The sequence below is a fragment of the Rhodanobacter sp. C03 genome, from assembly GCF_002001175.1.
Lineage (GTDB): Bacteria > Pseudomonadota > Gammaproteobacteria > Xanthomonadales > Rhodanobacteraceae > Rhodanobacter.
Map to the genome: position 1 here is coordinate 92914 of NZ_MUNT01000010.1, position 26936 is coordinate 119849.

Here is a 26936-nt window from a genome sequence, read left to right on the forward strand (position 1 = left end):
TGGATTAACCAAGTTCCCGTGAATATATGCCAGTGAATCAACCGGCACGCTGGCGTTCGCTGGAACTGGGGATGCGCAATCCTTCCCGGTATTTGGCGACCGTGCGACGGGCGACCTGGATACCCTTGCGTTGCAATTCCTCGGCAATCGCCTGATCGGACAGCGGCTTGCGCGCATCCTCCGCATCGATCAGCTTGCGCAGCATGGCCTGGATCGCGGTGGCAGAAGCAGTCCCACCATCCTCGGTGGATACCCCGCTGGAAAAGAAATATTTCAGTTCGAACGTGCCACGCGGGGTATGGATGTACTTGCGCGTGGTCACCCGTGAAATGGTCGACTCATGCATGGCCACTTCCTCGGCCACCTCGCGCAGCACCAGCGGGTGCATCGCCTCGGGACCGTAATCGAGAAACGCGCTCTGCCGCCGCACGATCGCTTCGGCGACCTTGAGCAGCGTCTCGGCACGCGATTCCAGGCTCTTGATCAGCCAGCGCGCCTCCTGCAGCTGGCCGCGCATCCAGCTGGCGTCTTCGCCGCGCGCCTGTGCGATCAGTCCGCAGTAATGCTGGTTGAGCCCCAGCCGCGGCTGCGCATCCGGATTCAGGCTGACCCGCCAGCGGCTGCCGTCACGCAAGGCGTAGACATCCGGTGCGACATATTCCACCGGGGTGGCATCGAGACTCGCACCGGGGCGTGGATCGAGACTGCGGATCAACACGGCGGCGGCGGCCACATCATCCTCGCCGGCACGCAGGCGGCGCGCCAGCCGCGCGATATCGTTGCGCGCCAGCAGTTCCAGCTCGCTGTCGACGATGCGCAGGGCCAGTTCACGTTGCGGTGTGGCCGGATCGAATTGTTCCAGCTGCACGCGCAGGCAGTCGCGCAGATCCAGGCTGCCCACACCGGCAGGGTCAAAGCCCTGCAGTTGCCGGCGCACGGCGTCGACTTCGTCGAGACTCGCCTTCAGGTCGGCGGGCAGCACGGCCAGCACCGCCTCCAGCCCTTCGTTCAGGTAACCGGAGGCATTCAGTGCGTCGATCAGTACCGTGGCGATCAGATGCTGACGGGGATTGAACGAGGCCATGTTGAGCTGCCACAGCAGATGCTGCTGCAGGGTTTCCGGTGCGGCGTTTTGTGGCTCGAAATCGTCGTCGCCGCGCGAGCCAAGGCTGCCACTGCTGCCAACGCTGCTGCTGGAGAAGTCGATCGGTGCTTCGGCGCCGCCGCCATCGGCCCATTCACCGGTGTCTTCGCTATCGGTGCTGCCGGCCGCCGCGACGCTTTCGGCGCTCGGGTATTCGCTTTCGGCGCTTTCGCGATCGACGGTTTCTTCGTCCTCGGCCTCTTCGGCGAATTCCAGCAGCGGATTGCTCTCGGCGATCTGCCGCAGTTCGGCCTCCAGCTCCAGCTGCGACAATTGCAACAGACGGATCGCCTGCTGCAGCTGCGGCGTCAGGGTCAGTTGCTGGTGGAGGCGAAACTGCAGTGCGGGTTTCATGCCAGCCAGGTCGAAGGAACTCGCAGCCATCCTAGCGCTTGCTCGCAGATGCGGCCATAGCCGCATGCAACCGATTGCCGGGTAACGGCAATCAGAGGCGGAATTCGCGGCCCAGGTAGACCTCGCGCACCTTTTCGTCGGCCAGGATGTGCGCCGGGGTGCCGCGCGAAAGTACTTCGCCTTCGCTCATGATGTAGGCGCGGTCGCAGATGCCCAGTGTCTCGCGCACATTGTGGTCGGTGATCAGCACGCCGATGCCGCGCTCCTTCAGGTGCCGCACGATGCGCTGGATCTCGCCGACCGAGATCGGGTCGACGCCGGCGAACGGCTCGTCCAGCAGCATGTAGCGCGGCTGCGCGGCCAGCGCACGGGCGATTTCCACACGGCGGCGTTCGCCACCGGAAAGGCTGATGCCCTTCTGGTCGGCGATATGGCCGATCTTCAGTTCGTCCAGCAGGCTTTCCAGCTCGCTGTTGCGCTGCTGCTCGCTGAGGCCATCGCGTAGTTCCAGCACCGCCATGATGTTGTCGGCCACGCTGAGCCGGCGGAACACCGAAGCCTCCTGCGGCAGGTAGCCGATGCCGAGCTTGGCGCGTGCATGCATCGGCAGGCCGGTGATGTCCTGCTTGTCCAGCTTGATGCTGCCAGCATCGGCCTCGATCAGACCGACCACCATGTAGAAGCAGGTGGTCTTGCCGGCCCCGTTGGGGCCAAGCAGACCGACCACTTCACCCTCGCGGATCGAGAACGCGAAATCGCGCACCACCTTGCGTGCCTTGAAACTTTTTTGCAGACCGTCGGCGGAGAGCATCGGTTACGGCTGTCCGTGGGTAGCAGTCGAGGTGCTGGGGGCCGGTGTTGCGTCCGGCGCAGTCGCCGAAGCCGGCTTGGTAGCGGCTGGCGTGGTGGCGTGCTGCGGTGCCGTGGCAGCAGGTTTGGGCTTGGGCAGGATGATGCCGTGCACCAGGCCGTCGCCGCTGGATTCGCCGGTGATCAGCTGGGTGTTGGTGTTGTAGGTCAGCTTTTCGCCATGGAACTCGCCGCGACCTTGCTGTTTCATCTGGGCACGGGTGGTGAGCACGGCAATGCCGTTGATGTTGTCGTAATCGAGCGTGACGGCATCGCCTTGCACCAGCTGGTTGTTCTCGTCCAGCTGCTGGATATGCGCCAAGTTGCCGGTAACCACGATGCGGGCGATCTGGGTATCGGCGTCGAGGTACATCTTGGCCACATCGCCGGTGACCAGCAGGGAGCCCTGGGTGATTTTGACGTTGCCGGTGAGAGTGGTGACCGTGTTCGGCGCGTTGAACGCGTTGGTGGTCTTCGCCACGTAATTCATCGGCAGATCGCGATCCGATTTCTTGGCCAGCGCGAGCGTGGGCAGCAGAGTCAGCAGCGCTGCCGAGAGCAGGCCGATGGCGAGCTTACGACTTGCGCTTGCGTGGTGGGAACGTGCCGTGGCTGTCATCGAGCAACTCCAGGTGATTGTCGTTGAGATTGGCACGCATGCCGACCCCGTTCATTCTAGCGTCGCCTTGGATCATCTGTGCCGGCGCCGCAGTTTCCATGCGGTTTTCCTTGGGCCACGCGGTGATGTCGGTGGTGTACATGTCCGCGGCGGCGGTGTCGGCATACGCATTGCGGTGCATGTGGACCGGCCCTTGCAACTTGAGCAGGGTGCCGGGCTTGTTGACCCAGCCGTACAGCGACTCGCCTTCCCAGTCCGGTACGCCGGGTTGCTTGGCGGGCATCTGGAAGGTCGGCGTATTGAGGTAGAGTGAGTCGTCGCCCTCGCGCCGCTCCAGGTGCGGCGACTGCACCCGCAATCCGGGCTGGCCGTCGACGTTGTATTCGGTCACGCGGGCGTTGATCAGCGTATAGCCGGAACGTGGCGGTCCCACAAAATCATGGGTTTCCGCTGACGGCCCCATCCACCACAGTAGCAACTGGAGCATGCCCGCGGCGAGCGCGATCACGATGATCGCGGCCGGCAGGCGCCGGTCGCGCAGCCAGAGCCATAACTTCACTGCCAACGCTCCCGCTCGGCGGCGCTCTTGCCCTGCGCCTGCAGGATCAGGTCGCAGGCTTCACGCGCGGCGCCCATGCCACCACTTTTGCTGGTCTGCCAGTGCGCCTGCTCGACGACCCACGGATGCGCGTTGGCCACCGCCACCGCCAACCCGGCGATGCGCATCGGCGGCAGGTCGGGCAGGTCGTCGCCGATGAAGGCGGCCTGCTCAGGCGTGAGATGCAGTGCGTCGAGCAGCTCCAGCAGACAGGCGCGCTTGTCGGCCTGACCCTGGTAGACGTGAGCGATGTCCAGTTCCTCGGCGCGCAGCGCGACTGGATGGCTGATCCGCGCGGTGATCAGTGCCACCTGCACGCCATTCGCCTGCAGCTGTTTCAGGCCGACGCCGTCATGCACGTGGAATACCTTGGTTTCGTGACCGCCCTCGCCGTACCACAGCCGCCCGTCGGTCAGGGTGCCGTCCACATCGAACACGGCCAAGCGAACCTTGGCGGCACGGGCGAGGATGTCGGCGGGAAGATTTGCGAGGTAGGGGGAGTTGGGCACGGTTTTTGGGGTTCGGGGTGGAAAAGCGTCAAGAGCGGGCTTGCCTGATTTTCTGATTTGCCAAGGCAAATCAGATCAGACCACACGTGCACGGAGCAGATCATGAATGTTCAGCGCGCCGACCACGTGCTGTTCGTCATCGACCACCAGCAACGCATGGATCTGGTGCCTTTCCATCAACTGCGCCGCTTCGGCGGCCAGCTTGTCGGCGCCGATCGTCTTCGGGCCGCGGGTCATCAGCTCGGCCACGGTTGCACCGCGCAGATCCACCCCTTCGTCGTCCAGCGCGCGGCGCAGATCGCCGTCGGTAAAGACTCCCAGCAAGCGTTGCTCGGCGTCGACCACGGCGGTCATGCCCAGGTGCTTGCGGGTCATCTCGACCAGGGCAGAGGTCAACCCGGCATCTGGCGATACGCGTGGCACATCGTCACCGGTGTGCATCACGTCACTGATGCGCAACAACAGGCGGCGGCCGAGACTGCCGGCCGGATGCGAGCGGGCGAAATCGTCCGAGGTGAAACCGCGCGCTTCCAGCAATGCGATCGCCAGCGCGTCGCCCAGCACCAGCGCGACCGTGGTACTGGTGGTCGGCGCCAGGCCCAGCGGGCAGGCTTCGCTGGAAATGCTGCCGTCCAGATGCACGTCGGCCTGGCTCGCCAGCGAGGAGCCGGGCTTGCCGGTGATGGCGATCAGCGGGATGCCTTGCCGCTTGATCACCGGCAGGATGAACAGCAGTTCGTCGGTCTCACCCGAGTAGGACAGCGCCAGCACCACGTCCTGCGGCAGGATCATGCCGAGGTCGCCATGGCTGGCTTCGCCCGGATGCACGAAGAACGCCGGCGTCCCGGTGGAAGCCAGGGTGGCGGCGATCTTGCGCGCCACGTGCCCGGATTTGCCCATGCCGCTGACGATCACCCGGCCCTTGCAGGCCAGGATCAGCTGGCAGGCCTCGACAAACTCCGGGCCGATCCGTGAGTCGAGCGCATGCACGGCATTCGCTTCGGTGGCGATGACGGTGCGTGCGCTGCGGATGATGGCGTCCGGCTTCAGGTCGATCGGGGCAGGTGGCGCGATGCGTGCGTTCATGGGGACTCGATGGAAGGAGGGGCGGATGCCGGAATCAACGTGACGCGAGGTATCGGTCAGGGCGTTCCCGGTATCACCGTCGTTTCTGTGCCAGCGGATTTCCATTACCATGGCATATTCGCATTTTAACGTCATAAGTCTGCATGTTGGATTCGGCAAGCGCCTGCATCCATGCCGTGCCGACTCTGCTCCCGTATTGGAAACCCCCGATGGACCCAGCCAGCATCCAGGCAATGATCGAAAATGGCTTGCCCGGAGCACAGGTCGAGGTCAGTGGTGCCGATGGCGTGCATTTCGAGGCCACCGTGGTGGCCAGCCAGTTCGCCGGCAAGCTGCCGCTGGCGCGGCATCGGCTGGTCTACGCCACGCTGGGTGACTTGATGGGCGGCGCGATCCACGCGCTGGCGTTGAAAACCCTGACACCCGAGGAAGTCGCGGCGCGCCGTTGAGGCTGCAGCCGCCATTCCTCTTTCCGAATTATTGAAGGAAAACGATGGCCAAGATCCTGATCAGTGGCGGTGTGCCGCTTCATGGCGAGGTCGGCATTTCCGGCGCCAAGAACGCCGTGCTGCCAATTCTTGCCGCCTGCCTGCTGGCCGATGAGCCGGTCAGCATCGGCAATGTGCCGCATCTGCACGACGTCACCACCTTCATCGAGCTGCTCGGCCAGATGGGCGTGCAACTGGTGCTGGACGACCGCATGAAGATGCATGTCGACCCGCGCACCACCAGCACCTGCGTGGCGCCGTACGACCTTGTACGCACGATGCGTGCCTCGATCCTGGTGCTTGGCCCGCTGGTGGCGCGTTTCGGCCAGGCTGAGGTCTCGCTGCCGGGCGGTTGCGCGATCGGTTCGCGCCCGGTCGACCAGCATATCCGTGGCCTGCAGGCGCTGGGCGCCGAGATCAGCGTCGAGAACGGCTACATCAAGGCGAAGGCGAAGCGGCTCAAGGGTGCACGCATCGTGATGGACATGGTTACCGTCACCGGCACCGAAAACATCATGATGGCTGCCACTCTGGCGCAGGGCACCACGGTGATCGAGAACGCCGCGCAGGAACCCGAAGTGGTCGATCTGGCCTACTGCCTGATGGCGATGGGTGCGCAGATCGAGGGCGCCGGCACCTCGACCATGGTGATCCACGGCGTCGAGCGCCTGCACGGTGCGGAATACGACGTGCTGCCCGACCGCATCGAAACCGGCACCTTCCTGGTGGGCGCCGCCATGACCGGCGGTAAGGTACGCACGCGGCATGCCCGCGCCGACACGCTCGATGCGGTGCTGGCCAAGCTGGAGGAATCCGGCGCGCACATCTCGACCGGCGACGACTGGATCGAGCTGGACATGGGTGGACGCCGGCCGAAGGCGGTGAACATCAGCACCGCACCGTATCCGGCATTTCCCACCGACATGCAGGCGCAGTTCACCGCGCTCAACTGTGTTGCCGAAGGTACCGGTGTGGTGATCGAGACCGTGTTCGAGAACCGTTTCATGCATGCACAGGAATTGCAGCGTCTGGGTGCAAACATCCAGCTCGAAGGCAATACCGCGGTAGTGAAGGGCGTGCAGCAGATGAGCGGTGCACCGATCATGGCCACCGATCTGCGTGCGTCGGCCTGCCTGGTGCTGGCCGGTCTGGTGGCGACAGGCGACACTATCGTCGATCGCGTCTATCACATCGATCGCGGCTACGAGAACATCGAAGAGAAACTCGGCGTGCTCGGTGCGAAGATACGTCGCCTGCCGAACTGACCCGTCGTTACTGCCAGGGAGAGCGGTGCATGACGTTTTACTGGCGGCTCAAGAACATCCCGGAACTGCGCGACGTGGCTGCGCGGGATCGGCGCGAATGGTGGTGCGAAGCGCTCGTGCGCAGTCGCACGAAACGCGCCCAACGGATATCCGCAACGATCGGCATCGCCGTAACGGTGGGTACCGTATTTGCGTTGAATCACTCGGATTGGGGGCTGCTGGCGAGTCTGCTGGTCGTTGCTGGTGTCGCAGAATGGATACACCATATCCGCTACCAGCAACCGCGCGCACGGGAATGGTTGCGTCTGCACATCCATGACGAGAAGTTCGACTGAATCATCGGACACTGGGCCGGAGGCTACGCCATCAGACCGCGCAACCATGAGCGCGGATCTACCGATTTCTTCGCAGACCCCACGCAAGCACCAGCCAGCAGGGCAGTGCGAGCAGCAGCCATGGCTGGTTCTGCTGCACGGTGCCGGGCAGCAAGTGCAGCAGGATCGCGACCAGTGCCGCGAGCAGCTGCAGCGCAATCACGCCATCGATGAAGCGTGAGGCGGCGAGACCGCGCCGCGATCGCCACAGCGTCGGCAGCAGCAGGAACGCCAGCGGATTGAACAGCAGCAGGTTGGCGTTGGCCCAGGCCGAGTGATGCGCGGTCAGCGTCCACAGCACCAGCAGCAGGACGCCGACAAGGCCGGCCGCGAGCAGGTACAGCGTGCCGAGCAGGGCGTAACCGGTCGGCCACCAGCGTCGTGTCGCGATGATCAGCACGGCGAGCAACAGCCCGGCCAGTGCCAGTGGCAGGCGCAGGTCGGGTGCGGTCGTCGGCGGCACATCGAGCCGGTTCGGCGACAACAGCTGCTCACTCAGCAGCAGCGGCTGGCCGTTGTCGAGGTGCACATCGCGCAATTGCGCCTGCAGCACCATCGGCAGAAAACTTTCCTGCCACGCGTTGAGCGGCTGGTCGGCATACGGCCCCAGGCCCAGATCCATCACCAGCATCAGCCACGGTTGTGCGCTCATCAGGCGGGCGGTCTGCTGGCGATAGGTCATGCCGCCGGCACGTGCGCTGAGCTGGGTTTTCAGCACTCCGCCGAGCGCCTGGTTCAGCGCATCGCGCACGCGGGTGGTGCAGTTGTCGGCGTAGTAGTCGTAGTTGTAGCCGGCATTTTCCGGGCGCAGGTTCCATAGCAGGAAGTCGCGCAGTGCGGCGGCCTGGTCAGCGTTCAGTGCCAGCCGTTGGCGGGTCACCGAACGACCGTCCTGCACATAGCTGGCCTGCTCGGGTTCGCTGTAGCCGGCGTCCATCAGGTAATGCATGCGGCCGCGGGCGAAGTTGAGGAAGAAGTTCGACTCGTTGAAGTCGAACACGCCGTAGTTGAAGTCGACCGCTTCACCCGAAACGCCGTCGCGCAACTCGATTGCGTCGTGGCCGAAACGCTCCCAGTAGGTGGCACCGGGACCATAGCTGATCAGCGACACCTCGAGGTTGGCACCGGGTGCATTGGCGACGCTGGCATGCGCGCTGGAAAGCATGCCGAACAGCAACAACGCGAACAGCAGCAGGGTGGAACCGGTGCGATGCATGCGGCGGGAGTCTCGGCAGGGAAGCGCAGGGGTGTCGTGCGAAGAAAGTGTCAGGCGGCCACGGCGTCAGTCAGCTGCAGGCGTCCGCGCAGCGAATTGCTCATCGCCTCGGTGATCATCACGTCGACGAACTGGCCGATCAGGCGCGGGTTGCCGGGGAAGTTGACGAAGCGCATGTTCTCGGTGCGACCGGTCAGCTCGCTCGCATCGCGCGTGCTGGGCTTTTCCACCAGCACGCGTTGCACGCTGCCGATCATCGCCTGGCTGATCTTCCTGGCGTTCTCGTTGATCGTCGCCTGCAGCCGCATCAGTCGCGCGTGCTTCTCCGTCGCGGGCGTGTCGTCGGCGAGATTCGCCGCCGGTGTGCCGGGGCGCGAGGAGAAGATGAAGGAGAAGCTCTGATCGAAGCCGATGTCCTCGATCAACTTCATGGTCTTCTCGAAATCCGCTTCAGTCTCGCCGGGGAAGCCGACGATGAAATCGGACGACACGCAAATATCCGGGCGTACCGCGCGCAGCTTGCGGATCTTCTGCTTGAACTCCAGCGCGGTGTAGCCGCGCTTCATCGCGCTGAGGATACGATCGGAGCCGGCCTGCACCGGCAGGTGCAGGTAGTTCGCCAACTGCGGCACGTTGGCGTAGGCCTCGATCAGCGAGTCGGAGAACTCCAGCGGATGCGAGGTGGTGAAGCGGATGCGGCCGATGCCGTCGATCTGCGCGATCGCGTGGATCAACACGGCGAGATCCGCGATGCCGCCGTCGTGGGTGGGCCCACGATACGCGTTGACGTTCTGACCGAGCAGGTTCACTTCGCGTACGCCTTGCGCGGCAAGCTGCGCGACTTCGACGAGCACATCGTCAAATGGACGGCTGAGCTCCTCACCGCGGGTATACGGCACCACGCAATAGCTGCAGTACTTCGAGCAACCTTCCATGATCGAGACGAAGGCGGTCGGGCCTTCGGCGCGCGGTTCGGGCAGGCGATCGAACTTCTCGATCTCGGGGAAGCTGATGTCAACCTGCGGCTTGCCGCTGGCGCGCTGCTGCTCGATCAGCTGGGGCAGGCGATGCAGGGTCTGCGGACCGAACACCAAGTCGACATACGGCGCGCGCTTGACGATCGCATCACCTTCCTGCGATGCCACACAGCCGCCGACGCCGATCAGCACTGGCCTGCCATCCTTCTTGTGCTGCTTCCAGCGGCCGAGCTGGCTGAATACCTTCTCCTGCGCTTTCTCGCGGATCGAGCAGGTGTTGATCAGGATCACGTCGGCCTCGGACTCGTCCTGGGTCAGTTCCATGCCGTGCGACGCCTTCAGCACGTCGGCCATCTTGGCCGAGTCGTACTCGTTCATCTGGCAGCCGTGGGTCTTGATGAAAAGCTTGCCGCTCATGGCGTGGAAATACCTGGTTCGTGAAGCAGTAGGTGCAATTCGCTTAACCACGCAGTTTACCCGTGCGACGGCAACGCCGCCAGCTGATCGGCATGGCGGATCAAGCACTTGCGCCGGTGAGAGACGGTTTTCGTCGGGTGGGGAGGGTCCGCGCCACCCAAGCGCACCGGGTACGAAAGCGCTGCCGTAGTGCACGAAATCGTCAGCGCACACTTGGCGGCGGCAACGCATGGCGGCACACTGCGCCCCATGTTCGACGTCGCAAACCACGGGGGAAGCGTCGATCGGCCTGCCGGGGGCTTCCCATTACGTTCGATCCTGTCCCGGGTCGTGCTGGGCTGTGCCCTGCTGTGGGCCGGGTGCTGGTGCACCGGGGCACGCGCCGGCACGCTGTATCAGTGCACCGGCGCCAGCGGCGAGGTGGCGTACAGCAGCAGCAAGGCCGGCTATCACGGCTGCAGGGCGATCAGCAGTTATGTCGCACCGACCCCGCGTCGTCAGGTGCCGCCGGTGCGAGTCACTTCGTTGAACGGGGTGACTGGCTCGGTCGAGACTACGGCGCATAATCTTGGAGCGGACGGGGCCGAGCCCACCTCGCTGGCCAATGTGCAGGGCAGGGTCGCGACCAGTGCACGCGAAATCGGCGAAGCGAAGGTGCAGCGTGCCTCGCTGGCAGCTGTGCAAGGCACGGTCGAAACCACAGCGAAACCACCGCTGGCGGCGGCCATCACGGGCACGCCGGGTCATTGGAGTTATCACGAATCCCGTGGCGCTGAATCACCGCTGGCAGCGGTCGCGGATGCCCCGGATACGCGCGTCCTGCGCGGCGCGGTCTATCGCATCGTGCAGGCGGACGGCAGCGTGGAATACACCAACCTGCGCCCGGCTGGCCAGAAGAGCCATAGCGTGACCATGTTGTTCACCTATATCGCCAGTTGTGTCGCCTGCGACCTGCATTCGACGATCCGCTGGGGCAGCGTCTCGCTGAACCTGGTCGCCTATGCCGACACGATCCGCGCCGCCAGCATCGAGTACGGGGTCGACGAGGCGTTCCTGCGCGCAATCATTCATGCCGAGAGCGCGTTCAATCCGCGTGCGTTGTCGCTCAAGGGTGCGCAGGGGCTGATGCAGCTGATGCCGGCCACCGCCGGGGACATGGGTGTGCTGGACGCGTTCAACACCGACCAGAACATCCGCGGTGGCGCGCGTTACCTGAGCCTGCTGCTGCACGACTTCAACGGCAGCGAACGACTGGCCGCCGCCGCCTACAACGCCGGTCCCGGCGCAGTACAGCGTTACAGCGGCGTGCCACCGTATGCCGAAACCCAAGTGTATGTAGAACGCGTGGAAACCCTGCGCAAGCGCTATGGCGCGGCGATCCATCCACCGCTGGCGGCTGCGGGCGGGCGCGGCTGAATCATTCGCCGGAGGATGGGCTGGCGTTCGTCGGTGGCCGTTGGGTCAGGGTGACCTCGACATGCAACGCAGCGCCATTGCGCAGGCCGGAGACTTCCACCGTGCTGCCTGGCTTCAATGCGGCTTCGCGCCGGCGCAGGTCGGCCGGATCGAGGATATCGTCATCGCCGATGCGCAGCAGGATGTCGTGTGGTTTGATGCCGGCCTGCGCGGCCGGGCCGCCCGGGTAGACCTCGGTGACCTCCACGCCGCGCGCCGCTGCCGGCAGGCCACCGTTGGCTGCCACTGGCACGAACGCATAATCGGCGCCCAGCCAGCCACGCACGACGTGGCCGGTGGCGATGAGCTGATCCAGTACCTTGCGCGCGGTGGCGACCGGAATCGCGAAACCGATGCCCTCGGCGCCGTATGCCTTGCTGATCAGCAAGGTATTGATACCGACGAGCTCACCCTGGGTATTGATGAGGGCGCCGCCCGAGTTGCCCAGATTGATCGCCGCGTCGGTCTGGATGAACTCCTCGGCACTGCCGCTGTTCAACTGGCGCTCCACCGCACTGACAATACCCATCGTCACGGTCTGGTTGAGGCCGAGCGGGTTGCCGATCGCGAGCACCACGTCGCCGGCGCGCAACGGCTGCTGGTCGGCCATGCGTATCACCGGCAAGTTGCTGGCGTTGATCTTCAGGACCGCCAGGTCGGTTTCCTCGTCAGCGCCGACGAGCGTGGCATTGGCGATGCGCCCGTCGTACAGCAATACCTGGATGTCTTTCGCGTGGGCGATCACGTGGTTGTTGGTCAGCACGTAGCCCTGGCCTTGCGCACTGACGATGACGCCGGAGCCGAGGGTCTGCTCGCTGTGCTGATAAGTGGTGGGCTGGCCGCCGAACAACTGCTGCAGCACGGGATTGTCGTACATCCGCACCGCCGGCTCGGTGACGAGCTTGTTGGCGTAGATGTTCACCACCGAGGGCGCTGCGATGGCGACTGCGTCGGCGTACGAGACTGGGCCGTTGCCCATGTGCGTGGTGGTCGTTGGTGCGACCGGTACCGTGGCCACGCCAAAACGTGCGCGCAGGCGCTCACCGCTGCCGGGCCAGAACAGGCCGATCACGAACGCCACCGCCAGGCCGAGGACGACGAAGCGGGCAATGAAGGCAAGCGTGCCGGCGGCATGTTTCATGTCGAAAGGAGGGAGTTCCGGCAAATCATGGCGAGGGTCACGGCGGATCGACTTCGCCGGGATGCGGTTTTATTGTACGGGGCGGGGCCTGACGCTACACTAACGCGATTTTTGCGGGGTCCAAAACCCCACCATGCATTGCAAGTACCGGAGAGCCTGATGGCGAACGAAGTCGTCGACCACGGCCGCCGCCGTTTCCTGACAGCGACCACCGCGGTGGTCGGTGGTCTGGGAATCGTGTCGGCAGCTGTGCCCTTCATCAAGTCGTGGGAACCCAGCGCGCGCGCCAAGGCCGCTGGCGCTCCGGTTACCCAGTCGCTCAAAAAGATCGAGCCCGGTCAGCAGCTGATCGTGGGCTGGCGCAGCCTGCCGGTCTTCATCGTCAACCGCACGCCGGCCCAGCTGGCGACGTTGCCGCAGCAGGACCCGCGGCTGGTCGATCCGAAGTCGGACGGCAGTTCGGCCGCGCAGCAGCCGAAATACGCGCAGAACGAGACCCGCTCGATCAAGCCTGAGTGGCTGGTGATGGTCGGCATCTGCACCCACCTGGGTTGCGTGCCGAACTTCGTGGGCGAGATGAAGCCGGAGCCGTTCGATCCGAACTGGCAGGGTGGCTACTACTGCCCCTGCCACCATTCGCGTTACGACATGGCCGGTCGTGTATACCAGGGTGTGCCGGCGCCGAAGAACATGGAAATCCCGCCGTACAACTTCATCGATGATTCGACCATCCAGATTGGCGTGGATCCGAAGGGGGCTGCGTAATGGCCAACGTATTCACGAACATCGGTGACTGGGTCACCGAGCGCGCGCCGAACATGATGCCGATGTACCGCAAGCACATGACGGAGTACTACGCGCCGAAGAACTTCAATCTCTGGTACTACTTCGGTTCGCTGGCGATCGTGGTGCTGGTCAACCAGATCGTCACCGGCATCTTCCTCACCATGAACTACAACCCGAGCGCGGCGGGCGCGTTCGACTCGGTGCAGTACATCATGCGTGACGTGGAGTGGGGCTGGCTGATCCGCTACATGCATTCCACCGGTGCCTCGCTGTTCTTCGTGGTGGTGTTCCTGCACATGTTCCGCGGCATCATGTACGGCTCGTACAAGAAGCCGCGCGAGCTGGTGTGGCTGCTCGGCATGCTGATCTTCCTGGTGCTGATGGCCGAGGCGTTCATGGGCTACGTGCTGCCGTGGGGCAACATGTCGTTCTGGGGCGCCAAGGTGATCGTGTCGCTGTTCGGCACCATCCCGGTGATCGGCGGCACCCTGGTCGAGTGGATCATGGGCGACTTCCTGCCGGCCGATGCCACGCTGAATCGCTTCTTCGCGCTGCACGTGATCGCGTTGCCGCTCGTGCTGCTGCTGCTGGTGGTGCTGCACATCGCCGCGCTGCATGAAGTGGGTTCGAACAACCCGGACGGCGTCGAGATCAAGAAGGGTCCCAAGGGCAACCGCTGGGATGCGCTGAAGCCGGCCGACGGCATTCCGTTCCACCCGTACTACACGGTGAAGGATCTGTTCGGCGTGGGCTTCTTCCTGCTGATCGCCGCCTTCATCATCTTCTTCGCGCCGACCTTCGGTGGCTGGTTCCTCGAGCACGACAACTCGATCATGGCCAACAACCTGGTCACCCCGGCCGAGATCAAGCCGGTGTGGTACTTCACGCCGTTCTACGCGATCGTGCGCATGGTTCCGTCCTTCCTCGGCACCGCCGTGTGGGGCGTGCTGGCGATGTTCGGTGCGATCGCCGTGCTGTTCCTGATGCCGTGGTTCGACCGCGGCCAGGTCAAGTCGATCCGCTACCGCGGCACCGGCTACAAGGTGGCGCTGGGCGTGTTCGTGATCGCGTTCCTCGGTCTCGGTGCGGTCGGTGCCGGCATCACGGCGGAAGTGATTCCCGAGTGGTTCGGCAACGTCGACCTCACGACCTGGGAAAACGCGTTTGGTCGCCTGATGACCCTGCTTTACTTCGGCTTCTTCGCGTTCCTGTGGGCCTATACGCATTTCGGCTGGGAGAAGACCAAGCCGGTTCCGGATCGGGTGACGATGCATGACTAAGCGGCAGATCACGATGAAGCATTTTCTCTCCTCGGCCGCGCTGGCACTCGGCTTGCTGGTCGGCACCATGCCGGCACACGCCGAAGGCGAATCCGGGCTGCTCAAGTCCGGTGCCGACGTGCGCGACCAAGCTTCGTTGCAGCGCGGCGCCAAGCTGTTCTTCAACTACTGCGTCGGCTGCCACTCGCTGAAGTACGTGCGCTACTCGCGCATTTCCGAGGATTTGGGCCTGTCCGAACAGGAAGTGATGCAGAACCTCAACTTCACCGGGGCCAAGTTCGACGATCCGGTGATTTCGCACATGCCGGCCGAGTCGGCAGGCAAGTGGTTCGGCAAGGCTCCGCCGGATCTGTCGCTGGAAGCGAGTGCTAAGAGTTCGGATTGGGTCTACACCTACCTCAATACGTTCTATCTGGATCCGCACAGCCCGATCGGCTGGAACAACACCACGCTGCCGAATGCCGCGATGCCGTTCCCGCTGTGGGAACTGCAGGGCATGCAGACGGCGGAATACAAGCCGGGCACCAACGAGGTGGAGAAGCTGGAGCTGAGCAAGCCGGGCAAGCTGACGCCGGCGCAGTTCCAGCAGGCCACCCGCGACCTGACCAGCTTCCTGGAATACGCGTCCGAGCCGGCCGCCCTGCAGCGTCACCATTACGGGATCTGGGTGCTGCTGTTCCTGGCGTTCTTCACCTTGCTGGCCTACATGCTCAAGAAGGAATACTGGAAGGACGTCCACTGACGCCCAGTAGCATCTCCGACTGCGGCGGCCACGAGCCGCCGCAGTCGTCTCATCGATGAGGAAGTGCGCATGGTTCAAAGCGTTCGCTCGCGTACCGTACTGACGCTCTACACCACGGCCGATGACATCCAGTGTCATCGCGCGCGGCTGGTATTGGCCGCCAAGGGGGTCAGTTATGAGCGGGTGCTGGTGGATCCGGCCCGTCCGCCGGAGGATCTGATCGATCTCAACCCGTACGCCAGCACACCGACCCTGATCGACCGTGATCTCACCCTGTTCGATACGGCGGTGGTTTGCGAATACCTCGACGAGCGTTATCCGCATCCGCCGCTGATGCCTATCGATCCGCAGTCGCGCGCGCGGTTGCGCGTGGCGGCGGTGCGTATCGAGAAGGACTGGCTGCCGGAAGTGGAGATTATCCGCGCCGGTGGCCGCCCGGTAGAGGCGGCGCGCAAACGTCTGCGCGAGCAGCTGCTGTCTACCTTGCCACTGTTCAAGGCATCAAAATTCTTTCTCAATCCGGAAATGAGCCTGGCCGATTGTCTGGTCGCGCCGGTGATCTGGCGGCTGCCGTGGCTCGGGGTAGAGCTCGGCCGCGAAGGCAAGCCGATCGTCGATTACGGTGAGCGACTGTTCCACAGCCAGGGTTTTGCGCGCAGCATGACCGATCAGGAAAAGGCGATGCGGCAACTCCATGAGCAAGCATGACACCGTACCAATGAGCTCCAATCGCCCGTATCTGCTGCGGGCGATCTACGACTGGATCAGTGACAACAACCTCACGCCCTACGTGCTGGTCGACGCCACCGTAGCGGGCGTGCGAGTGCCGCCGCAGGTGATCAAGAACGGGCAGGTCGTGCTCAACCTCGCGATGCGCGCAGTAGCGAATCTGGATCTGGGCAACGAATGGATCAGCTTCCAGGCGCGCTTTTCCGGCGCCAGCCAGACGATCCAGATTCCGGTGCAGGCGATCTTGGCGCTGTATGCGCAGGAAAACGGGCAGGGCATGATGTTTCCGGCCGACGAAGAGGGCGGCGACACACCGCCGCCGTCCTCACCAGAGCCCGACGATACGCCCCCGGCACCCGCTGCCGACGAAGGCGGCGAGAAGCCCAAGCGCGGCGCACCGCATCTGCGCGTAGTCAAGTAACAGCTTTGCGACGCGAGCTGGGGATCCCATGCGGGCTGCCTTCAATGCAGCCGGTCATCCATGCGCGGACGCGGATGCAGCAACACGACATTGCTGGTGGGTGCGGGCAGGGCTGGGTCGTGTGACACTGATCCAGAATGGGCCTCGCGCGGCGGCAACGATGCGATCGTCGGCAGGCTCAGGCTGGTCAAGGCGTCATCGAGCATCCACAACCGCCCCGGTTCGCGATCGTGCCCGTCGATGCTTACTTCGAAGCCATAGCAACGTTCGAGTCGGCGCAGGCCATTGACACGACGCAGCCGCAGGCCGCGCAGGCCGACCGTCTCGTCCAGTAGCTGCAGCCCATGCTGCTGGCATTGCCGGCGCGCTTCACGCACGGCGCGCTCGCGCGCCACGCTGAGCTTCAGCCACAGCCCGACGATGGTGGCAAGCACCAGCAACAGCAGCAGACTGGAAAGATCATTCATGCCAGCAGTGTGTGGGCGGGAACGCCGGTGTGCAAGCCGACCAGGTGCGACTCAGCTCAGTTGCAGCCGCAGCGACAGATCGATTGCCCGCACATGCTTGGTCAGCGCGCCGACCGAGATGAAGTCCACGCCGGTACGGGCAAACTCGCCGATCGTGTGCAGGTCGACGTTGCCGGATACTTCCAGCGGCACGCGGCCAGCGGTGTACTGCACGGCTGCCGCCATCTGCGCCAGGCTGAAGTTGTCCAGCATGATCCGGTCCACGCCAGCGTCCAGTGCCTGCGCCAATTCATCGGAGTTTTCCACTTCGACCTCGAGCAGCAGGTCCGGGTGCAACCGGCGCGCCGCCTGTACTGCGGCATTGATGCTGCCGGCGGCGATGATGTGGTTTTCCTTGATCAGGATCGCGTCGTACAGGCCGATGCGATGGTTGTGGCCACCGCCGCAGCGCACCGCGTATTTCTGTGCGAGGCGCAGGCCGGGCACGGTCTTGCGGGTGTCCAGGATACGCACCTTGGTGCCGGCAACGGCAGCCACATACTCGGCGGTCACCGTGGCGGTGCCGGACAGCAACTGCAGGAAGTTCAGCGCCGAACGCTCGGCACTGACCAGCGAGCGGGCATGCCCTGACAGGCGGCAGATCATCGCGCCGGCACTGACCCGTTGCCCGTCATGCGCCTGCCAGTCGATCCGTACGGTGGGGTCCAGCCGGCGAAAACAGGCATCGAACCATGCCGTACCGGCGATCACCGCCGCGTCGCGACAGGTCAGTTCGGCCTGCGCGTGGGCATCGATCGGCAGCAGTTCAGCGGTGGCGTCGCCCTGGCCAAGATCCTCCGCGAGGGCACGTTCGACATCGATGGAAATGTGGGCGGCATCCGGCGCCGCCGGCAGGGACGGTGGACTCATTCGGTGTCCGTAGCCGGCGAAGGGCTCTCCGGCTGGCTCAGGCGGCCGACGATCGCACTCAGTGCGCGATCGAACAATGCATTGGCGGCAAGTATCCGGGCCTTGCCGTCGATCAGCAGGATGGCCAGCTCCTGTGGCGAGTAGTCGGCCACTTTCAGGCCGCGCCGGTTGACGAACAGATAACGCCCGCTCATCGGACTGATCCACGACAGCTTGGCGCGGACCATCGGCTCGTCGAGGTGGCTGAACTCCAGCCATGTACCCGGCTGCAACACCTGGACTTGCTGCCATTCGGGACTGTCCGGCGGTACCGCAAGACTGTCCTCGATAGGAGTGTCGTCCGGCTCGGCATCGCGTTCGATCACCGGCTGGATGCTGTCGGGGATCGCCAGCATTGCGGTGTCCTCGTCGGTGGTAATGGTCTCGGCCGCCGCCACCGGTTCGCCGAGCTGCTGCCGGTAATAGGCGTGCAATTGGCCCAGCAAACGCTCGATGTCGTGCTCCTGGAACGCCACATTGGCCAGGCCCAGACGCAGCGAGCGCTCGATGCCGGGCAGCATCTGCCGCAGCATCTGCCGGCTTTCCGGATCCGGCGCGGGACGGGTGCTGACAATGAAGTCATCGACGAAGTGCAGGGCACTTCTGAACTCGGGCGAGGACTCACCCTGGCGCAACAGGGTCAAGACCAGATGGTTGGCCCAGGCCCGCGCCAGCACGCCATGCACCAGCGGCGGCAGTTTCCGTTCGCCGATGCGATCGAGGATTTCGCGGGCGGCACGACGACGCGCCTGTTCGAGCTTCTCGCGGCCACGGGTGGATTCGGCCACACGCTGTTCGGCCAGTTCGGAGCGACGCTTGTTGACGTCCTGGAACTGCTGCAGGTCGACCAGCAGGCGCTCGAAGATGCCCATGTCATCGTCGAAGTCGTGCAGCAGATGCTCGACCACCGACTTCACCTTGTCGTGCAGGCGGCGGTCGCGGTCGGACTCTTCCGACCAGCTCTTGGCCTGCTCGGCCAGACAGTCCAGCAGCCGGCGTGCCGGGTGCTGGCGGTGCGCGAACAGCTTGCGGTCGAGGATCGCCGCCTTGAGGTAGGGGATCTGCAGGCGCGCCAGCATGACCTGCATCTCGGCCGGCAGGTTGCGGTCCTCCAGGATGAATTCGAACAGCATGCCGACCAGGTCGATGGTGTCCTCATCGATGGTGGCCACGTGGCTGGGACGTTCGCCGCGCAGGGCGCCGATCTGGCTCAGCAACTGTCCCTTCAGCTGCATCACTTCACGGCTGAGTTCGGCAGCGTCGTCCGGCTGGGCGAGCGGCAACGGACCGGCGCTGGCGATCTGGCTCTGCAGCACGCTGAGTGCGCCGAGCAATTCGTTGGCCGACGGCAGCGGGCCACTCGACATCGTCTGTATTCCGCCGCTGCCGCCGCTGCCGCCCGGAGAGCCGCGACGGGCACTGAACAACGCATGCAGGGTCTGCAGCAGGTCACTCGGGATTTCGCCGGTATCCTCGCCAGTCTCTGCCTGCGCGCCGACAGGTTGTGCGCTGGCGCTGCCGGTGGCTGCAGCCTTCGCAGTGCCACCGCGCACAATCGAGTGCCGCAGCTGCGGCAACACGCCGGCACGGACCAGTTCGGTATTGATCTCCTGGTAGAGCTCTTCCAGCGACGACAGCACGTAGCGATCGAACAGCTTATAGATGATCAGCTTGACCCGCATGTCCGCACTGAGCTCATGCAGTGCCTGCCGAAACGCCTGCGACAGGATCGCCGGCGCCACCGGGTTGCCGGCGTCGTCGATCTTGTGACCGCCGCAGATCACCGACAATCGCTGGTTGACGGCGAACAGGTCGCGCGACAGCCGCGATTCGTTCTTGCCGATCATGCTGGTGATCGCCAGCGACTCTTCCAGATCGTTGTCGGCCACCAGTGACAGTTCCACCGTTCCCATCGGGCTCGGTGCGACAGGTGGCTGTGCCGGTGGATGGGTCAGTTCGCCGAGCTGCCGGCTGATCGCGCCCAGGAAGTTGCGCTCCACCGCCGGGCGGCGCTTGCGCACTTCGCGCATGCCGTCGAAATAGTGCATCTGGGCGGCATTGTTCTCGGCTTTCTCGGCCAGATCGAACAGGGCGTCGTCGACATGCTCGAAGGCGTTGCCGATCCACTGCTGCAGGCGCCGGTTGGCAATACCGCGCACGGCGTTGAGCAATTCGCCCACGCGTTCGCTGGCGGGATCCATCCGCTGGCTCAGATTGACGACTCTGGATGGATCACTGGCTTCGTTCATCGCCAATCCCCTGAAACATTGCGATATGCGGCCGGAACCCGGATGTACTGCACGGGTGATGACGATAAGCCAAAGCGGGTATCCGTGTCATGCGCGGTCTCGCAGGCGGATCAAGGCCTGCAGGATCTTACGGGGTCGTCGGGAACGCCGTCAGCTGCGTGGTGCCGATACCTTCCTCCGGCAGCATCACCGGAATGCCGTCCTCGACCCGGTAGATCACCTTGCGGTCGGTGGTGATCAGCGCCTCGGCCACGCGCTCGCGCACACCGGTGCCGGCGACGGAGTCGACCTGGCCGGCTGCGATTGCCTCATTCAGTGCATCGAGCTCGTGCTTGCTCAATGGGCGTACCGGCGTTTTGCTGACCGGACAGCACAGGATGTCGAGTAGACGCTTGTCCATGATGGGTTTTCTGGAAGGTGTCGAGGTGCTGGAAAGCCCGTACAATAACGGTTTTTGGACGGCTCGGCCATGACAGGAACTACCAAGCCGCCGCGCGTTGGCGTGGTGATGGGTTCGCGTTCGGACTGGGAAACCATGCAGCACGCGGCCGATGTGCTGACCGAGCTGGGTGTGCCGCACGAGGTGCAGGTGGTTTCCGCGCATCGTACGCCGGATCTGCTGTTCAGCTATGCCGAGCAGGCCGTGGGGCGCGGTATCCAGGTGGTCATCGCCGGCGCCGGCGGCGCCGCGCATCTGCCCGGCATGCTGGCGGCGAAAACGCGCCTGCCGGTGTTTGGCGTGCCGGTGCAGTCGAAGGCGCTCAACGGCATGGATTCGCTGCTGTCGATCGCGCAGATGCCGGCCGGCATTCCGGTGGGCACGCTGGCGATCGGCCGGGCCGGTGCGGTGAACGCCGGTTTGCTGGCGGTGGCGGTGCTGGCCTTGCACGATCCCGTGCTGGCCACGGCACTCGAGGCCTGGCGCGCTCGCCAGACCCAGGCCGTACTGGGGCAGCCGGATCCGCGTCAATGAGCGCGCCTGCTGAACTTGCGCGCACGGGTGCGCGCCGCCAGCCTGTATTGGGCATCCTGGGTGGTGGTCAGCTCGCGCGCATGCTGGCGCTGGCCGCGGCGCCGCTGGGCGTGAAGACCCTGGTGGTGGACAGCTCGGCTGACGCCTGTGCGGGGCAGGTCGCGCCGCTGGTGGTGGCCGATTGGGCCGACTATGCCGCGCTGGAAGCGTTTGCCGCGCAGGTCGATGTGGTCACCTTCGATTTCGAGAACGTGCCGGCCAAGACGGCGCACTGGCTGGCCGAGCGGGTGACGGTGTCGCCGGCGCCGCAGGCGCTGGCGGTGGCGCAGGATCGGCTGGCCGAGAAGACCCTGTTTCGCGAATGTGGCCTGCCGACGCCCGAATTCATGGCCGTGGATACGCGCGAGGAACTGGATCAGGCGCTGGCCGCCATCGGTGCGCCGGCGATCCTCAAGACGCGCCGGCTCGGCTACGACGGCAAGGGTCAGTTCCGCCTGAAGAGTGCGGCCGATGCCGCTGCCGCGTGGGCGGCGCTCGGCGCGCAGGCATCCAAGCATGGCCTGATCCTGGAAGCGTTCGTGCCGTTCGAGCGCGAGTTGTCGGTGATCGCGGCGCGTGGCCGCGACGGCGATTTCCGCATCTGGCCGTTGACCCGCAACTGGCATACCGACGGTGTGCTGGCGATGAGTCTGGCGCCGGCACCGGATATCGAATCGTTGCAGCGGCGTGCCACGACACTGGCGCGCACACTGGCCGAGCGACTGGATTACGTGGGCGTATTCGCGCTGGAACTGTTCGTCAAGGATGGCGAGTTGCTCGGCAACGAGATGGCGCCGCGGGTGCACAACTCCGGTCACTGGACGATCGAAGGCGCGCACACCAGCCAGTTCGAGAATCACGTGCGCGCCGTGCTCGGCATGCCCCTGGGGGACACCGGCGCGCGCGGCGTGTCGGCGATGTTCAACTGGATCGGTGAGCTGCCTACGGCAGAACCGGTGCTGCGCGCCGTCGATGCGCACTGGCACGATTACGGCAAGCAGGCGCGCGTGGGCCGCAAGGTGGGTCATGCCACGTTGTGCGCGCCGGATGCCAGGCAGCTGGCAGCGCGGTTGAGTGCGTTGGCCAGCACGCTGGAGCGTGAGGTGCAGGCGGAGCCGGTGCTGCAGTCGTTGGGTCACTCGTAGGTAGCGCACACCCTGGTTTCGTAGGGCGGCCACTGCCCGCCGGCTTTTGGTTTCACCGAGCGAGAGCGGCGGGCAGTGGCCGCCCTACAAAACTGTCGCGCGCAAAAAAAGTGGAGCCGTTGCCGGCTCCACTTTTTTGTTGGCGCACGCAATCAGACCAGGTTGCTGGCCGCAAAGTCCCAGTTCACCAGGTTCCAGAACGCTTCCACATACTTCGGGCGGGCGTTGCGGTAGTCGATGTAATAGGCATGCTCCCACACGTCGGCGGTGAACAGCGGCTTGTCGCTACCGGTGATCGGGGTGGCCGCATTCGAGGTGTTGACGATGCCTAGCGAGCCGTCCGGACGCTGCACCAGCCAGGTCCAGCCCGAGCCGAAGTTGCCGGCGGCGGATTTGCTGAACTCTTCCTTGAACTTGTCGAACGAACCGAACGCCTTGGTGATCGCGTCGGCCAGCTTGCCGCTCGGTGCGCCGCCGCCTTTGGGGCTCATCGAGTTCCAGTAGAACGTGTGGTTCCAGATCTGCGCGGCGTTGTTGAACACGCCACCGGAGGACTTCTTGATGATGTCTTCCAGCGCGGCATCCGCAAACTCGGTGCCTTCGATCAGCTTGTTGAGGTTGGTCACATAGGCCTGGTGATGCTTGCCGTAGTGATATTCCAGCGTTTCGGCGGAGATGTGCGGTTCCAGTGCGTTCTTCTCGTACGGCAGCGGGGGAAGTTCGATCGCCATGATGAGGCTCCTTGTCGGTGGCTGGGGAGATAGGTCGGCGCAGCGGACGGCAGCCGACGGCTGACTGATACAATATCGGTCTGTCTGCATTGTAAAGATGAAACACCGAACTATGGACATTAACGAGCAAATCCGGGCCACGCTGGCCGAGCATCCCATCGTGCTTTTCATGAAAGGCACGCCGGAATTCCCGATGTGCGGTTTTTCCAGCCGCGCCGCGCAGGCGCTGTCCAGCGCCGGGGCGACGTTCCATGCCGTGAATGTATTGGCCGATCCGCAGGTGCGCGCCGCGTTGCCGCATTTCGCGAACTGGCCCACGTTCCCGCAACTGTTCATCCAGGGCGAGTTGATCGGTGGCTGCGACATCATCGAGGATCTGAACGCTGCCGGTGAGCTGGCGCGCATGGCCAGTGACGTGACCGGAGTGGCGCCTTGATCGGCCTGCCCGTGGCCCGCTTGCCGGCGAACTGGATGCCGGCTGCCGATACCCTGGCCGATCGCGTGGTGCTGGTGACCGGCGCCTATGGTGGCCTTGGCAGCGCAGTGACGCGTGCGGTAGCCCGTGCCGGCGCCACCGTGGTGATCACCGGCAAGCGCAAGCGCCAGCTGGAGCAGTTGTACGACGCGATGCTGGCCGAAGGCTTGTCCGAGCCGGTGATCCATCCGCTCGACATGGAAGTGGCCACGCCGCGCGAATACACCGCGCTGGCCGAAGGGCTGGAGCGCGACCTTGGCCGACTCGATGGCATCGTGCATTGCGCCGCCAGCTTCACCGGACTGACGCCGATCGCGATGCACAAGCCGGACGACTGGCTGCGCGCGCTGCATGTGAATGTCTCGGCGCCGTTCGCATTGACCCAGGCCTGCCTGCCGCTGCTGAATCAGGCCAGCGACAGTGCCGCGGTGTTCATGCTGGACAATCCCGAGCTGCTGCAACGCGCGCACTGGGGTGGCTACGGCGTGTCGAAGGCGGCGCTGGAGCGCTTCGTGGCGATCCTGCACGAAGAGACCGACAGCGGTCCGCTGCGCACGCATGCGCTGCTGCCGGCGCCGATGCGTACCGCGCTGCGGCGGCAGGCGTATTTCGGCGAGGACATCATGCGGCGCCCGCTGCCGGATGCCACGGCTGCTGCCGCGGTCTATCTGCTCAGTGCGCAGGCACTGGCGGCGCGAGGTGCGGTGCTGGATCTGCGTGTCGACTGAATGCATGCGCCGGTGTCGCCGGCGTGGTGATCGCCTCACGAGAAGGGAGTCGAGATGGAAACGCAGATGACCACGTTGTCCGCGGGAATCATGTTGTTTCTGATCATGGACCCGCTGGGCAATATCCCGTTCTTCCTGAGCCTGCTCAAGGACGTGCCGCCGAAGCGCCGGCGCCGGGTGATGGTGCGCGAATTGCTGATTGCGCTGGGCGTGCTGCTGGCCTTCCTGTTCGGTGGCCAGCACCTGCTGCAGTTGCTGCAGCTGAAGCCGGATTCGATCAGTATTGCTGGTGGCATCGTGCTGTTCCTGATCGGCATTCGCATGGTATTTCCGCCGGCTGACGGCGGCGGTATCTTCGGCAAGCCCGGTCAGGGCGAGCCGTTCATCGTGCCGATGGCGATTCCCGGCGTGGCCGGCCCGTCGGCGATGGCGGCGTTGTTGCTGTTGACCAACACCCAGCCCGGGCGCACTGCCGACTGGGTGGTCGCACTGCTGCTGGCGTGGCTGGCCACTTCAGTGATCCTGCTCAGCGCCACCTATCTGTTCCGCTGGCTCGGCGAGAGCGTGCTGACCGCGCTGGAACGCGTGATGGGCATGTTGCTGATCGCGCTGTCGGTACAGATGTTCATGGCCGGCGTGGCGTCGTTCCTGCATCTGGCCGTCTGAACGCAGTCGCCTGAAGCCACGGCGCGCTGGACAGGCTGCCGCGGGACATCGCGTCATCGACCGCTTGTCACATTCGACCTTCAGGATGGAGGAGGTCGATTCGAGGACACGGTCATGCTGAGTATCGAGCAGTCTCTGGTCGAGCGCCTGCCCTGGCTCGCGCAATACCCCGCCATCCGTCGTCCGGTCGCCGGCATGCTCGGGCGACTGGCCGACGAAGATGGTTTCAACCGCGTGCTGGATCGGGTCGGCACGGCCACCGGTTTTGATTTTGTCGAGCGCGTGCTGGATGTGCTCGGCACCAGCTATCACGTCAATTCGCGCGAGCGCGAACACATTCCGATCGATGGCCCATTACTGGTGGTGGCCAATCATCCGTTGGGCATGCAGGATGCGCTGGCGCTGCTGCAATTGATTGGTTCGGTACGCAGCGATGTGCGCATGCTCGGCAACGACTGGCTGGCGACGGTGCCGCAACTGGGTCGTTTGCTGTTGCCGGTGGATGTGTTCGGCAAGGGTGCGGCCTCGCGTCTGCGTGGCATCTACCGCGCGCTGGATAACGGCGAGGCGCTGATCGTGTTTCCGGCGGGCGAGGTATCGCGGATGCGCGCCGACGGTGTGCGCGACGGGCGCTGGTCAGATGGTTTTGCGCGCTTGTCGTTGCGCCGCAAGGTGCCAGTTTTGCCGGTGCATGTTGCGGCGCGAAATTCCACGATGTTCTACGGCATGTCGATGCTTGCCCGGCCACTGAGTACGGCGATGCTGCCGCGTGAGGCGGTGGCGTCGGGCAGCCGACGGATCGGTTTCAGCATCGGCGCGCTGGTCACGCCCGCTGAGCTTGAACAGCGCAGTGCGGGCTCATCAACGCAGGCCGCCCGACTGATGCGCCGCCATGTCTACCGCGTCGGTCGGCATCGCGGCCTGATCTTTGGTGGACAGGCGCCACTGGCGCACCCCGAACCGGCCGCACAGGTCGCCGCCGAACTGGCACGGGCCGAAAAGCTGGCCGACCTCGGCGATGGCAAGCAGGCGTTGCTGTTCAAGGGGGTGGCCGACAGCACCGTATTGCGCGAAATCGGTCGACTGCGCGAGCTGACGTTCCGCAAGGTCGGCGAGGGTACCGGGGAGCGGCGCGACCTGGATGCCTGGGATCCGCATTACGAGCACCTGGTGCTGTGGGATCCGCAGGCCTTGCGGATTGTCGGTGCCTATCGTCTCGGTCACGGTGGTCGGCTGATCTGTGAGCGTGGCATGGCCGGTCTGTATACCTCCAGCCTGTTCCATTACTCGCCGGCACTGGAATCCCGACTGGCGCAGGGACTGGAACTGGGCCGCAGTTTCATCGCACCAGCGTATTGGCGTTCACGCGCGCTGGATCAGCTGTGGCAGGGCATCGGCCTGTATCTGCAGCGCCATCCGGAACTGCGCTACTTGTTCGGTCCGGTAAGCATGTCGGTCAGCCTGCCGCGCGAGGCGCGCGAATGGATTGCAGCGGCACACCAGCATTATTTTGGCGCCCCAGGGCTCGCTGCTGCGAGACAGCCATTCGTGATTTCGGCCGAGGTCATTCGTGGCGTGCAACTGGCGCTGGCGGGACTCGATGCTTCCGCCGGCCTGGGCAAGTTGAAGCATCACCTGGATGCGCTCGGCGTCAGCCTGCCGGTGCTGTATCGCCAGTATGTCGACCTGGTGGAACCCGACGGCGTGCAATTCCTCGATTTCGGCGAGGATCCGGGGTTTTCCGGTTGCGTGGACGGGCTGGTGATGCTGGATCTGGCCGCGCTCAAACCGCTCAAGCGGGCGCGCTATCTCGGCAAGTCAGCCTGATGGCTGTCGTCCTTCGACAGGTTGGCTCAACGAGTGCCATGAAGTGGTACTCGGCAGGCGAACAGACGGGATCCTGTTCCTGAAGTGAAGGCTGGGCTTTGCGATTACCGCGTGATGTGCCCGTGGCCCCGTTGTGGTCGACAGAACGACTGGACATGGCCATTTGACCTGGCCGTCAATGGCTGGAAATATTGTAAAATTGTTGTAAGGTAAAACTAAGACAATAGCGGAGTGCCTG

The 26936-nt window shown here is 64.5% G+C and carries 29 protein-coding genes; 15 read left to right on the forward strand and 14 right to left on the reverse strand.

Annotated features, from left to right (window positions below):
- Positions 1–37: 37 nt before the first annotated feature.
- The 6 genes from B0E48_RS14030 to B0E48_RS14055 all read right to left on the reverse strand — a co-directional run bounded on the left by B0E48_RS14030 (position 38) and on the right by B0E48_RS14055 (position 5159).
- Entirely contained in the window at positions 38–1498 is a 1461-nt protein-coding gene (locus B0E48_RS14030) for an RNA polymerase factor sigma-54 (protein WP_077518893.1), read from the reverse strand.
- 91 nt (positions 1499–1589) lie between these two features.
- Positions 1590–2309 (reverse strand): LPS export ABC transporter ATP-binding protein, encoded by a 720-nt coding sequence (gene lptB / locus B0E48_RS14035; RefSeq protein WP_077518776.1) that lies wholly within the window; start codon positions 2307–2309, stop codon positions 1590–1592.
- Positions 2310–2312: 3 nt separating this feature from the next.
- On the reverse strand, positions 2313–2966 hold the full coding sequence (lptA, locus tag B0E48_RS14040) for a lipopolysaccharide transport periplasmic protein LptA (protein ID WP_077518777.1): 654 nt from the start codon (positions 2964–2966) through the stop codon (positions 2313–2315).
- Positions 2923–3525 carry an LPS export ABC transporter periplasmic protein LptC gene (gene lptC / locus B0E48_RS14045; RefSeq protein WP_077518778.1) on the reverse strand — a complete coding sequence of 201 codons (603 nt, stop codon included), beginning with the start codon at positions 3523–3525 and terminating at the stop codon, positions 2923–2925. The genes lptA and lptC overlap by 44 nt, the downstream gene beginning before the upstream one ends.
- Positions 3522–4073, reverse strand: coding sequence for an HAD hydrolase family protein (locus tag B0E48_RS14050; protein WP_077518779.1), 552 nt, complete (start codon positions 4071–4073; stop codon positions 3522–3524). Before B0E48_RS14050 ends, lptC begins: the two co-directional genes overlap by 4 nt.
- A gap of 75 nt (positions 4074–4148) precedes the next feature.
- A complete protein-coding gene (locus B0E48_RS14055; protein ID WP_077518780.1) occupies positions 4149–5159 on the reverse strand; it encodes a KpsF/GutQ family sugar-phosphate isomerase in 1011 nt (336 codons plus the stop codon).
- A gap of 209 nt (positions 5160–5368) precedes the next feature.
- Here B0E48_RS14055 and B0E48_RS14060 point away from each other — a divergent pair, with 209 nt between their 5' ends.
- The 3 genes from B0E48_RS14060 to B0E48_RS14070 are packed head-to-tail and all read left to right on the forward strand — an operon-like array spanning position 5369 to position 7247.
- The gene (locus tag B0E48_RS14060; protein WP_077518781.1) at positions 5369–5608 is read left to right on the forward strand and encodes a BolA family protein; all 240 of its coding nucleotides are present in this window, start codon (positions 5369–5371) and stop codon (positions 5606–5608) included.
- Positions 5609–5652: 44 nt separating this feature from the next.
- Entirely contained in the window at positions 5653–6912 is a 1260-nt protein-coding gene (gene murA / locus B0E48_RS14065; protein WP_077518782.1) for a UDP-N-acetylglucosamine 1-carboxyvinyltransferase, read from the forward strand.
- 29 nt (positions 6913–6941) lie between these two features.
- Positions 6942–7247, forward strand: a complete 306-nt coding sequence (locus B0E48_RS14070; protein WP_077518783.1) for a hypothetical protein — start codon at positions 6942–6944, stop codon at positions 7245–7247.
- Positions 7248–7305: 58 nt separating this feature from the next.
- Here the strand turns inward: B0E48_RS14070 and B0E48_RS14075 are convergent, their stop codons facing one another.
- Positions 7306–8502 (reverse strand): DUF4105 domain-containing protein, encoded by a 1197-nt coding sequence (locus tag B0E48_RS14075; RefSeq protein ID WP_077518784.1) that lies wholly within the window; start codon positions 8500–8502, stop codon positions 7306–7308.
- Between the two features lie 50 nt (positions 8503–8552).
- On the reverse strand, positions 8553–9896 hold the full coding sequence (gene miaB / locus B0E48_RS14080) for a tRNA (N6-isopentenyl adenosine(37)-C2)-methylthiotransferase MiaB (RefSeq protein WP_077518785.1): 1344 nt from the start codon (positions 9894–9896) through the stop codon (positions 8553–8555).
- Between the two features lie 249 nt (positions 9897–10145).
- Between miaB and B0E48_RS14085 the strand changes: the two genes are divergently transcribed.
- Entirely contained in the window at positions 10146–11312 is a 1167-nt protein-coding gene (locus tag B0E48_RS14085) for a lytic transglycosylase domain-containing protein (RefSeq protein WP_077518786.1), read from the forward strand.
- A gap of 1 nt (position 11313) precedes the next feature.
- On the opposite strand, the gene B0E48_RS14090 is transcribed toward B0E48_RS14085, so the two are convergent.
- The gene (locus B0E48_RS14090; protein ID WP_077518787.1) at positions 11314–12492 is read right to left on the reverse strand and encodes a trypsin-like peptidase domain-containing protein; all 1179 of its coding nucleotides are present in this window, start codon (positions 12490–12492) and stop codon (positions 11314–11316) included.
- Between the two features lie 159 nt (positions 12493–12651).
- Between B0E48_RS14090 and petA the strand changes: the two genes are divergently transcribed.
- The 5 genes from petA to B0E48_RS14115 all read left to right on the forward strand — a co-directional run bounded on the left by petA (position 12652) and on the right by B0E48_RS14115 (position 16450).
- Positions 12652–13257: a ubiquinol-cytochrome c reductase iron-sulfur subunit gene (petA, locus tag B0E48_RS14095; protein WP_077518788.1), complete on the forward strand. Its 606-nt coding sequence runs from the start codon at positions 12652–12654 to the stop codon at positions 13255–13257.
- Positions 13257–14558 (forward strand): cytochrome bc complex cytochrome b subunit, encoded by a 1302-nt coding sequence (locus B0E48_RS14100; RefSeq protein WP_077518789.1) that lies wholly within the window; start codon positions 13257–13259, stop codon positions 14556–14558. Before petA ends, B0E48_RS14100 begins: the two co-directional genes overlap by 1 nt.
- A 13-nt stretch (positions 14559–14571) precedes the next feature.
- Positions 14572–15300: a cytochrome c1 gene (locus tag B0E48_RS14105; protein WP_077518790.1), complete on the forward strand. Its 729-nt coding sequence runs from the start codon at positions 14572–14574 to the stop codon at positions 15298–15300.
- A gap of 69 nt (positions 15301–15369) precedes the next feature.
- Positions 15370–16008, forward strand: a complete 639-nt coding sequence (locus B0E48_RS14110; protein WP_077518791.1) for a glutathione S-transferase N-terminal domain-containing protein — start codon at positions 15370–15372, stop codon at positions 16006–16008.
- Positions 15995–16450, forward strand: a complete 456-nt coding sequence (locus B0E48_RS14115) for a ClpXP protease specificity-enhancing factor (RefSeq protein WP_077518792.1) — start codon at positions 15995–15997, stop codon at positions 16448–16450. The genes B0E48_RS14110 and B0E48_RS14115 overlap by 14 nt, the downstream gene beginning before the upstream one ends.
- Before the next feature lie 41 nt (positions 16451–16491).
- On the opposite strand, the gene B0E48_RS14120 is transcribed toward B0E48_RS14115, so the two are convergent.
- The 4 genes from B0E48_RS14120 to B0E48_RS14135 all read right to left on the reverse strand — a co-directional run bounded on the left by B0E48_RS14120 (position 16492) and on the right by B0E48_RS14135 (position 20514).
- Complete coding sequence (locus B0E48_RS14120; RefSeq protein ID WP_077518793.1) at positions 16492–16917, reverse strand: DUF3301 domain-containing protein; 426 nt, start codon at positions 16915–16917, stop codon at positions 16492–16494.
- 51 nt (positions 16918–16968) lie between these two features.
- A complete protein-coding gene (nadC, locus tag B0E48_RS14125; RefSeq protein ID WP_077518794.1) occupies positions 16969–17826 on the reverse strand; it encodes a carboxylating nicotinate-nucleotide diphosphorylase in 858 nt (285 codons plus the stop codon).
- Positions 17823–20114, reverse strand: coding sequence for a DUF1631 domain-containing protein (locus tag B0E48_RS14130; protein ID WP_077518894.1), 2292 nt, complete (start codon positions 20112–20114; stop codon positions 17823–17825). The genes nadC and B0E48_RS14130 overlap by 4 nt, the downstream gene beginning before the upstream one ends.
- Before the next feature lie 127 nt (positions 20115–20241).
- Complete coding sequence (locus B0E48_RS14135; protein ID WP_077518795.1) at positions 20242–20514, reverse strand: Trm112 family protein; 273 nt, start codon at positions 20512–20514, stop codon at positions 20242–20244.
- A gap of 69 nt (positions 20515–20583) precedes the next feature.
- On the opposite strand from B0E48_RS14135, the gene purE reads away from it, so the two are divergent.
- Together purE and B0E48_RS14145 are read left to right on the forward strand one after the other, a co-directional pair.
- Positions 20584–21087: a 5-(carboxyamino)imidazole ribonucleotide mutase gene (gene purE / locus B0E48_RS14140; RefSeq protein ID WP_077518796.1), complete on the forward strand. Its 504-nt coding sequence runs from the start codon at positions 20584–20586 to the stop codon at positions 21085–21087.
- Positions 21084–22271: a 5-(carboxyamino)imidazole ribonucleotide synthase gene (locus B0E48_RS14145; RefSeq protein ID WP_077518797.1), complete on the forward strand. Its 1188-nt coding sequence runs from the start codon at positions 21084–21086 to the stop codon at positions 22269–22271. The genes purE and B0E48_RS14145 overlap by 4 nt, the downstream gene beginning before the upstream one ends.
- A gap of 152 nt (positions 22272–22423) precedes the next feature.
- On the opposite strand, the gene B0E48_RS14150 is transcribed toward B0E48_RS14145, so the two are convergent.
- Positions 22424–23002 carry a Fe-Mn family superoxide dismutase gene (locus tag B0E48_RS14150; protein WP_077518798.1) on the reverse strand — a complete coding sequence of 193 codons (579 nt, stop codon included), beginning with the start codon at positions 23000–23002 and terminating at the stop codon, positions 22424–22426.
- Positions 23003–23114: 112 nt separating this feature from the next.
- Here B0E48_RS14150 and grxD point away from each other — a divergent pair, with 112 nt between their 5' ends.
- From grxD to B0E48_RS14170, 4 genes are all read left to right on the forward strand, one after another.
- Complete coding sequence (gene grxD, locus B0E48_RS14155) at positions 23115–23438, forward strand: Grx4 family monothiol glutaredoxin (protein ID WP_077518799.1); 324 nt, start codon at positions 23115–23117, stop codon at positions 23436–23438.
- A complete protein-coding gene (locus tag B0E48_RS14160; RefSeq protein ID WP_254423975.1) occupies positions 23435–24205 on the forward strand; it encodes an SDR family NAD(P)-dependent oxidoreductase in 771 nt (256 codons plus the stop codon). Before grxD ends, B0E48_RS14160 begins: the two co-directional genes overlap by 4 nt.
- A gap of 66 nt (positions 24206–24271) precedes the next feature.
- Entirely contained in the window at positions 24272–24871 is a 600-nt protein-coding gene (locus B0E48_RS14165) for a YhgN family NAAT transporter (RefSeq protein WP_077518896.1), read from the forward strand.
- Positions 24872–24985: 114 nt separating this feature from the next.
- Complete coding sequence (locus B0E48_RS14170; protein ID WP_077518800.1) at positions 24986–26698, forward strand: lysophospholipid acyltransferase family protein; 1713 nt, start codon at positions 24986–24988, stop codon at positions 26696–26698.
- The last annotated feature ends 238 nt before the right edge of the window (positions 26699–26936 follow it).